8 protein-coding genes are annotated in these 8568 nt (G+C 60.2%); 1 reads left to right on the top strand and 7 read right to left on the bottom strand.

All coding sequences use genetic code 11. The features are described 5' to 3' along the window. Positions 1-196: 196 nt before the first annotated feature. The 3 genes from ACQZ40_RS18445 to ACQZ40_RS18435 form a co-directional block, all read right to left on the bottom strand. Positions 197-1405 (bottom strand): multidrug effflux MFS transporter, encoded by a 1209-nt coding sequence (locus tag ACQZ40_RS18445; protein ID WP_065655211.1) that lies wholly within the window; start codon positions 1403-1405, stop codon positions 197-199. Between the two features lie 137 nt (positions 1406-1542). Continuing rightward, a complete protein-coding gene (gene grxD, locus ACQZ40_RS18440; protein WP_003520429.1) occupies positions 1543-1878 on the bottom strand; it encodes a Grx4 family monothiol glutaredoxin in 336 nt (111 codons plus the stop codon). A gap of 146 nt (positions 1879-2024) precedes the next feature. Continuing rightward, the gene (locus ACQZ40_RS18435) at positions 2025-2273 is read right to left on the bottom strand and encodes a hypothetical protein (RefSeq protein WP_220318719.1); all 249 of its coding nucleotides are present in this window, start codon (positions 2271-2273) and stop codon (positions 2025-2027) included. Positions 2274-2484: 211 nt separating this feature from the next. On the opposite strand from ACQZ40_RS18435, the gene ACQZ40_RS18430 reads away from it, so the two are divergent. Then, positions 2485-3633, top strand: a complete 1149-nt coding sequence (locus ACQZ40_RS18430; protein WP_448748417.1) for a hypothetical protein — start codon at positions 2485-2487, stop codon at positions 3631-3633. A gap of 141 nt (positions 3634-3774) precedes the next feature. Here ACQZ40_RS18430 and ACQZ40_RS18425 read toward each other — a convergent pair whose 3' ends face one another. The 4 genes from ACQZ40_RS18425 to ACQZ40_RS18410 all read right to left on the bottom strand — a co-directional run bounded on the left by ACQZ40_RS18425 (position 3775) and on the right by ACQZ40_RS18410 (position 8489). Continuing rightward, a complete protein-coding gene (locus tag ACQZ40_RS18425; protein ID WP_003507909.1) occupies positions 3775-4008 on the bottom strand; it encodes a BolA/IbaG family iron-sulfur metabolism protein in 234 nt (77 codons plus the stop codon). A gap of 16 nt (positions 4009-4024) precedes the next feature. Then, complete coding sequence (gene purL, locus ACQZ40_RS18420) at positions 4025-6259, bottom strand: phosphoribosylformylglycinamidine synthase subunit PurL (RefSeq protein WP_078052779.1); 2235 nt, start codon at positions 6257-6259, stop codon at positions 4025-4027. A gap of 114 nt (positions 6260-6373) precedes the next feature. Then, positions 6374-6964: an acyloxyacyl hydrolase gene (locus ACQZ40_RS18415; protein WP_448748416.1), complete on the bottom strand. Its 591-nt coding sequence runs from the start codon at positions 6962-6964 to the stop codon at positions 6374-6376. A gap of 106 nt (positions 6965-7070) precedes the next feature. Then, positions 7071-8489 carry an aminotransferase-like domain-containing protein gene (locus ACQZ40_RS18410; RefSeq protein ID WP_448748415.1) on the bottom strand — a complete coding sequence of 473 codons (1419 nt, stop codon included), beginning with the start codon at positions 8487-8489 and terminating at the stop codon, positions 7071-7073. Between the last annotated feature and the right edge of the window lie 79 nt (positions 8490-8568).

The following is an 8568-nucleotide window of genomic DNA, read 5'->3' as shown; positions in this document are numbered from 1 at the left end:
CGACGCACCGATCGGCTTCTCGACCCGCCACCGGACAAACCCAGAAACCAAAACCAGATGGCCTTCCAATGGCCGCAAATTTAAACCGGACAGTAGTGGGACAAGCCCAAGGATGACGTTGAGTGTGAAAGCAGACTTGTCATAACATTAAGGGCGCGGAACAGAATTCCGCGCCCTTTCATTTGTCTATCGCCCCTCAGCGGGTCGGCTTGTTATGCGCCTGAAACAGCACGCCCTTTTCACCGATCAGCACGAAGATGAGGCCGACGATGGAGACGGCGAAGAAGCCCGCCACCATGGGCAGCGCCGTGCCGTCGAAAGACTGGCCGATGGCCGCGCCGATCAGCGAGCCGCCGACGGTCCCCATGAAGCCCATGACGGACGATGCGGTGCCGGCGACGTGGCCGAGCGGTTCCATCGCCAGCGAGTTGAAGTTCGAGCCGATCCAGCCGAACTGGAACATGGCGAGCGCAAAGAACACGATGAAGATGGCAAAGGGCATCGGTTCCGGCCCCAGCACCTGCACCAGCAGCCAGACGAAGGTGATGGCGATGAAGCCGAGCAGCGAGCCGTGCGACAGCTTGCGCATGCCGAACCGGCCGACCAGCCTTGCATTGACGAAGGACGAGAAGGCCATGAACAGCGCCACGCCCGCAAAGGCCGCCGCAAACCATGCGCCGAGCCCGTAAATGCCCTTATAGACCTGTTCGACCGAGTTGATGAAGCCGAACAGCGCCCCGAAGATGAAGGTGCTGGAGAGCGTATAACAGAGCGCGATACGGTTGGTGAGCACGATCTTGAAACCGCCGAGGATGGAGCTTGCGGTCAGGGGGCGGATATCGTCCGGATGCAGGGTTTCCGGCAGGCGGAAATACATCCAGGCCGTCACCACGGCGGCAATGGCCGCCATGAAAGCGAAGATCAGGTGCCAGTCACCGAAAAACAGCACGATCTGGCCGGTGCCGGGCGCAATGACCGGCACGACCATGAAGACCATCATGATCAGCGACATGACTTCCGCCATCTGCCGTCCGCCATAGATATCACGCACGATTGAGACCGTGATGACACGCGTGGCCGCCGAACCGATGCCCTGAATGAAGCGCAGCATCAGCAGCCCGGAGAAGGACGGTACGAAGACCACGGCAATGGCTGAAACGATGTAGATGGCGAGCCCGACGAACATCGGCTTGCGGCGTCCGAAACGGTCCGAAATCGGTCCGTACAGAAGCTGGGCGATGCCGAAGCCGAGAAGATAGGCAGAAATCACATATTGGCGGTGGTTTTCGTTCTCGACGCCGAGCGAAGCGCCGATTTCCTGAAGACCGGGCAGCATGATGTCGATGGCAAGCGCGTTCAGCGCCATGAGCATCGCGGCAAGCGCGATGAATTCCGTGCGCCCCATCGAGCCTGCGCGCGAAGCGGTGGATTGTGAAAGATTTGTCACAGGATTGCCCCAAAAAGAACGGCAAAGGCGTTGCATGAAGCAACGCCTGGCATAAATTTCTGACAATCAGGGTGGGCCGGATGAACCGGCCGAAATCAGGCCGCGCCGCGGACGCTGATACCCTGTTCTTGGAAGTGGTTTTGAAGTTCGCCAGACTGGAACATCTCTCTTACGATGTCACAGCCGCCGACGAATTCGCCCTTGACGTAGAGCTGCGGGATGGTCGGCCAGTTGGAGTAGTCCTTGATGCCCTGGCGGATATCTGCATCGGCAAGCACGTTGATACCCTTGTAGTCGACGCCGAGATAATCGAGGATCTGTACCACCTGGCCGGAAAAACCGCACTGCGGAAATTGCGGGGTGCCCTTCATGAAAAGAACGATATCGTTGCTCTTCACTTCGCTGTCGATCATGTCGTGAATGCCGCTCATAGGCCTATTCCTTTCACATGCGGTTCAAGGCCGCTGCTTTCTGTTTGTTCCTAGATAACATGTCGTGGCGCGATTTCCACCCGGAAAGCGTAAAAAATCCGTCCCTGATGGGGTGCACGACATGCCAAATATCGGCCTGTGACGGTTCAGCGATATCTCTGCCGGCTGCGGGCGGCGACTGTGCGTCTTTTGCTCACCTGCTTCTTGGCCGGCTTGGGTTTTATGGCGGCGTTGATCGCGGCTTCCAGAACCGAGCCGACGATGCCGCCGGCAAGCGAGCCGGTGCTTTTCGTCCGACGCGCACGGCGCGTCTTGCGGATGCCGGTCTTGGTGAGGATTTCAGAGAGCGCGCCCTTGACGACGCCGTTGAGCACTTGATCGACGATGCCAGACAAATTTCCCTCACCGATAAATAAATCACATTTCCGTCGCGATTTTTACTATACGTGCATCGCCCGCTGTATCAAGCGATCCTTTCGGGTGTCTCTAGCGCGCATTTGCTTTCTTCCGAAATGCAAAAGCGCGCTATCTCTTTGTTTTTACGCATTGTCCTGAGGTAAAAGCGATTGCGCTTTTACTGGAAATGCTCCGGCCGAAGGTTCATGCATGCCAGCCGTCAAGTCACGACTTGTTCTTTATTTCCCCGGTTTCGATCCGCTCGATGCGGCCGCCCATCATCTGCGTTACCAGCGGGCGGCGGCGCTCTCCGGCAAGACATGGGATGTCGATTATGCCGTGGGGCCGTTGGAGAATGTGGCCGGGGGCGAAACATTCACGGTTGAGGCCTCGGCGGGCGACTGGCGGACCCGCTCCGACATTTTCGTTTACGACCATAATGCGGTGATATCGCAATTGCGGGATGCGCCCGTCTGGCGGCAGATCTGGCTCGGTTTCAAGGCCGGAGCCGGCATCATCGCCGAGGGCGGTGCGGCGCGTTACTTCCGCCACGCCTGGCGTTTTGGGCTGTTCTTCATCTTCCCGTTCCTGCTGATGCTTGTCGGCGGCGCCCTTGCGGCGGCTATTGCCCTGTCGCCGTGGCTTTTCGCTCTACCTCTCTGGCTCTTGGCGATCAGCCTTCCCGTCGCCGCCCTGTTTTTCGTGAAGGCTTTCCTGCCGTTTGCGGAGCGGTTTCACACCCTGCATCTTTATGCGGACTGGCGGTTCGCGCTCGCGGTCGGCCGCGATGAGCCGATTGCCCGTGACTGGATCGAGGAGAGGGCGGCACTTGTTCTGACGGCGCTGGAGCAGCCCTCGGACGAGGTTCTGGTGGTTTCCCACAGCATGGGTGCCAGCCTTGCGCTCGCCGTGATCGGCCGCGTGCTGGAGCCGAAGCCGAATGCGCTGGATGGCCGGAAACTGTCCTTTGCGACCTTGGGCGGGGCGGCGCTGCAATGTGCGTTCCTGTCGAGCGCCGACCGGCTTCGCCAAAGCGTCGGCACGATTGCTCGTCACCCAGAGGTGACATGGTTCGATATCCAGTGCCTGACCGATCCTATTCATCTCTACCGGTGCAATACCGTGGCCCTGACCGGTCACAGGGATGCGCCGCAGCCGAAGATCGTGCCGATCCGTTTCAAGCATTCGCTCTCGCCGGACCGTTATAAGAAGAACAAGCGCAACTTCCTGCGCATGCATCGGCAATATGTTCTGGGGCCGGACCGCAGATCCGGTTACGATTTTACCCTGCTGACGGCAGGACCTTTGCCTGCGGCCTCCTTCGCCGCTCTGGATTCGCAGACGCCGCCCGTTTTGTAAGCGGCGACGACCCATTCGGCCGAACATGAAAAAGGCCCGCGTGAGAGTATCACGCGGGCCTTGATTTATTCCGCAGGTTTCACGCTCTGCCGCAGGCGGGACAGAGACGGTCTGTTGCCGGAACCGCTTTCACGGGCGTTATCATTCGGGAGCCGAGGTCTGCAGGGCAAGAGCATGCAGAACGCCGCCCATATTGCCCTTCAGCGCGTCATAGACCATCTGGTGCTGCTGCACGCGGGTCTTGCCCTTGAATGCTTCCGCAACGACTTCCGCCGCGTAATGATCGCCATCACCGGCCAGATCGCGGATCGTGACCTTTGCCCCGGGAATTCCCGCCTTAATCATGTCTTCAATGTCGCCGGGTTTCATGGGCATGGTGTTTCTCCTTAATTCATTCTGCGGCGAGCAAAGTTTCGCCGTCCATGAATTGAGGGAACCACGATTCATAGGCCAAGTGCAATTCTTTAATCTCGACAGCCCGCGCCGTGCCCAGCTTTACGGTGGAACCGCCGGTAACGCCGATGACCGGGCAGGAAACGCCCGCCGCCTTCGCTGCAGTCTGCACCTCGTCGAGATCGGCCTTTTTGACCGTCAGAACGTAACGGCCCTGATCTTCGCCATAGAAGGTAAGGACCGGGTTGTGGCCTTCGACCGCGTCGATGGTCGCGCCGATGCCCGACGAAATCGCCATTTCGGCGACTGCAAGTGCCAGACCGCCCGAGGAGCAATCGTGAACGGCGGTGGCAAGACCGTCGGTGATGAGGCTGCGGACGAAATCGCCGTTGTTCTTTTCAGCGGCCAGATCGACATGCGGCGCCGGGCCATCGGTTCGGCCATGAATGTCACGCATGTAAACCGACTGGGCGATATGCGTGCCGAGACCGGCAGGGGCGCCGACGAGCAGCACCACTTCGTCAGCGGCGGCGAAACGGATGCGCGCCATGCGGCCCCAGTCCTTCAGCAGGCCGACACCGCCGATGGTGGGGGTGGGCAGGATCGCCTGACCGTTGGTCTCGTTATAGAGCGAGACGTTGCCGGAAACGATCGGGAACTCCAGCACACGGCAGGCTTCGCCGATGCCCTTGATGGCATGGACCAGCTGGCTCATGATCTCGGGCTTTTCCGGATTGCCGAAATTGAGGTTGTCGGTGGCCGCAAGCGGCAGAGCGCCGGTGGCGGTGATGTTGCGCCAGCATTCGGCCACGGCCTGCTTGCCGCCTTCGAAGGGATCGGCCTCGACATAACGCGGTGTGACGTCGGAGGAGAAGGCGAGTGCCTTCTTGTCATGACCTTCGACACGAACAACGCCGGCATCGCCGCCCGGCAGCTGCAGCGAATTGCCCTGGATCAGCGTGTCATACTGCTCGTAAACCCAGCGGCGCGAGGAATTGTTGGCCGAACCGACCAGCGATACCAGCGCATCGGCGATATCGGCGGCGGGCACGTCGTTTTCCGAAAGCGGCGCAGGCACCTTGGCGGGCGTCCACGGGCGGTCATATTCCGGGGCCTGATCGCCCAGTTCCTTGATCGGCAGGTTGGCGACTTCCTCGCCATTGTGCAGCACGCGGAAACGCAGGTCGTCGGTGGTCTTGCCGACGATGGCGAAGTCCAGACCCCACTTGACGAAGATCGCCTTGGCGACTTCTTCCTTGGAAGGCTCGAGAACCATGAGCATGCGCTCCTGGCTTTCCGACAGCATCATTTCATAAGCCGTCATGCGCTCTTCGCGCACCGGTACGGCGTTCAAGTCAAGCTCGATGCCGAGATCGCCCTTGGCGCCCATTTCAACAGCCGAGCAGGTGAGGCCGGCCGCACCCATGTCCTGAATGGCGATGACCGCACCGGTCTTCATCAGTTCAAGGCAGGCTTCCAACAGGCACTTTTCGGTGAAGGGGTCGCCGACCTGAACCGTCGGGCGCTTTTCCTCAATGGATTCGTCGAATTCGGCGGACGCCATGGTCGCGCCGCCGACGCCGTCGCGGCCGGTCTTTGCACCGAGATAAACGACCGGCAGGCCGACGCCCTTGGCTTCCGAAAGGAAGATCGCGTTGGACTTGGCAAGACCGGCGGCAAAGGCGTTGACGAGGATGTTGCCGTTATAACGCGGGTCGAATTCCACTTCGCCGCCGACGGTCGGCACGCCGAAGGAATTGCCGTAACCGCCGACACCGGCGACGACGCCGGCCACGAGGTGGCGGGTCTTCGGATGGTCAGGCGCGCCGAAACGCAGGGCGTTCATGGCTGCGATGGGGCGAGCGCCCATGGTGAAGACGTCACGAAGAATGCCGCCAACGCCCGTTGCCGCGCCCTGATAGGGCTCGATATAGGACGGGTGGTTGTGGCTCTCCATCTTGAAGACGACGCAGTCGCCATCGTCGATATCGACCACGCCGGCGTTCTCGCCGGGGCCCTGAATGACGCGCGGACCCTTGGTCGGCAGCGTCTTCAGCCACTTCTTGGAGGACTTGTAGGAGCAGTGCTCGTTCCACATGGCCGAGAAGATGCCAAGCTCGGTAAAGCTCGGCTCCCGTCCGATCAGGTCGAGGATACGCTGGTATTCGTCGGGCTTCAGCCCGTGGGATGCAACGAGTTCCGGGGTGATCTTGATGGAGTTTGAGATAGACATAGGTCTCACGCGGTTCGAGCCGAGGAAAGTTTCCGGTTCTTTAGCGCAAGAGGCTCGATGGTGCGACAGGAAAATGCGCGGTTTTACCCGCAAAACGCTGCTTTCTTGGCTTCTTCAGAACCTATAGCCGACCATGAGGCCGACGCGGGTCAGTCCGTCATTCGGGCCGTCGCACAGATTGGCGTGTGATGCATGCTCGATCTGGGTCGAAATATTCCAGTTATTATCGAAACGATAGCCGATCGCCGCATATTCGTGGAAAAGCACCCGGCAGCCGAATTCCGCACCGGTTTCGCCGGCGCTGTTTCTCAGCTTGCCATCGTGCCAGAGGCCGCCAAAACCGAAATCGAGAAAGATCTTCGGGTTGAGATCGAAGGTCCAGTTGACACCGCCGTAAATGGTATTCGCCGAGCCCTCAGTGCCGATCTCGCCACCGATATGCAGCCGCGGGCGGGAGAGCTTTTGGCCGAGCGTTACCGCAGATGCACTGGCGAAGGGATCAAAATAGGCGGTGAAGGCCGGGAAGATGCCATCCTCGCCGCCATTGTCGCGATTGGAAATCGAGGTGGTTGCGCCGAAGCGCAATTCGTCGAAGACGGTGCCTTCCGCAGCAGTGGCGGGCATGATGCCGATGAAGACACATGTCGCGAGAAGGATCGCCAGCGCGAAACACGCCCTCATACATGTGGAACCGAATGCTGCCATCGAATCATTCCCCACCTCGAATGCGGAAAGGATGGCAGGTTTGTCGGCGTGGTAAATGATAAGTTACTGAATTAGGCCGGGTGTTGCAGGAAAGACTCTCCGTCCTCTAGGCAACGCTTTCGTAACCGGCGGAGCCGTTGTCGAGCAGGTGGCGCAGGATGCCGAGGGCATGGGTCAACTCTTGCTGGTTCGATGGACCAGAAAGGCTGACGCGCACCCGATGGAAAACCTTGTCCGTCCGGCCGGCCTTGAACTCGTCCTCGTCATCTATCAGCACGCCTTCTTTCATCGCCGCGTTTCGGAACGTGCCGGAAAGCCAGGGTTCGGGCAGTCTCAGCCACAGGAAGGCGATATCGGGCAGCGAATTGAAATCCAGTCCGGCGAAGGCCCGCCGGGCAATCGCCTCCCGCTCATTGATCTCGGCGATACAATCCTTGCGAATGGCGTCGGCGTCGCCACTATTGACGAGGCGCGCATTCAGTTCGGCCAGCATGAAGGGCAGGCCGCCCGTCATCATCGAGTGGGAAATACGGATGCGCGAGGAATATTGCGCGGGGCAGGCGACCCAGCCGCCGCGCACGCCGGCGGCGACGGATTTCGACAGGCCGCCGACGACGAAGGTAATGTCGGGCGCAAATTCTGCGATCAGCGGGATCGCATCGCGCGTCATCGCGCCATAAAGATTGTCCTCGACGATCCACACGCCGTAACGGCGGGCGATATCGGCAATCGCGCGGCGGCGCTCTTCCGGCAGGGTGGCGCAGGTCGGGTTCTGGCCGGCCGACATCAGGAAGATCATCTTGGGGTGCTGCTGGGCGCAGACGCGTTCGAAATCGTCAGGGACAATGCCGTTCTCATCCGCCTCCACCAGCGTCACCCGCCGGCCGGCAAGGGCGGCGCTGCGGCTGATGTGGGAATAGGTGACGGGTTCGAAGACGATGCGGTCGCCCGGCGCCGTCATCGCCGACATCACGCTCATCACCGCCGCATGGGCGCCAAGCGTCGAAACGATGTTTTCCGGCTTCGGCGACCAGCCATTCTGGGAAAGCCAGCGAACGCCCGCCATGCACCAGTTGTCGGGAAAAGAGCGGGCATAATTGGTAATGTCCTGAAGATGCTCTCTGGTTACCGCCTCGATGTGTCTGGCGATCAGCACGCTCTGGCCGACATCCGGCGCAGCGGTGGTGTTCAACCGGAATTCGGCGCTGGTGTCGACGGCATGGCGCGTGCTGCCGAAGGCGGCCGTTGCCGACTCCATGGGCAATGACGGGGCAGGGGTCTTGCGCTCATTGACATAGGTGCCGCGTCCGACCTCACCGCTGACGAGCCCGCGCTCGTGGATGAGCGCATAGGCCCGGCTGATTGTGCCGATTGTCACACCGAGATCGTAAGCAAGATTGCGCTGCGGCGGCAGTTTCGAGCCGGCCTGCAGGGTGCCGTCGGAAATCGCGCCTTCGATACTGTCGGCGAGGCGCAGGTAAATCGGGCCATCGCCCTCGGTAATGTCGGGAAGCCAATTTGTCATGGTGACAATTTATGCATTGTATCTATCCTCAAGTCAATTGTATTTATTGTCTGCATTGAGTGAGGCTAAACGCACGGAG

The organism is Agrobacterium sp. 16-172Ci (assembly GCF_053522725.1).
This window is presented reverse-complemented; position numbering and strand designations above follow the sequence as displayed.

Coding starts and splice junctions, on each gene's coding strand:
- ACQZ40_RS18410 (WP_448748415.1), bottom strand. CDS start 8,489: ATGACAAATTGGCTTCCCGACATTACCGAGGGCGATGGCCCGATTTAC.
- ACQZ40_RS18430 (WP_448748417.1), top strand. CDS start 2,485: ATGCCAGCCGTCAAGTCACGACTTGTTCTTTATTTCCCCGGTTTCGAT.
- grxD (WP_003520429.1), bottom strand. CDS start 1,878: ATGAGCGGCATTCACGACATGATCGACAGCGAAGTGAAGAGCAACGAT.
- ACQZ40_RS18415 (WP_448748416.1), bottom strand. CDS start 6,964: ATGGCAGCATTCGGTTCCACATGTATGAGGGCGTGTTTCGCGCTGGCG.
- ACQZ40_RS18425 (WP_003507909.1), bottom strand. CDS start 4,008: ATGCCCATGAAACCCGGCGACATTGAAGACATGATTAAGGCGGGAATT.
- ACQZ40_RS18445 (WP_065655211.1), bottom strand. CDS start 1,405: ATGGGGCGCACGGAATTCATCGCGCTTGCCGCGATGCTCATGGCGCTG.
- purL (WP_078052779.1), bottom strand. CDS start 6,259: ATGTCTATCTCAAACTCCATCAAGATCACCCCGGAACTCGTTGCATCC.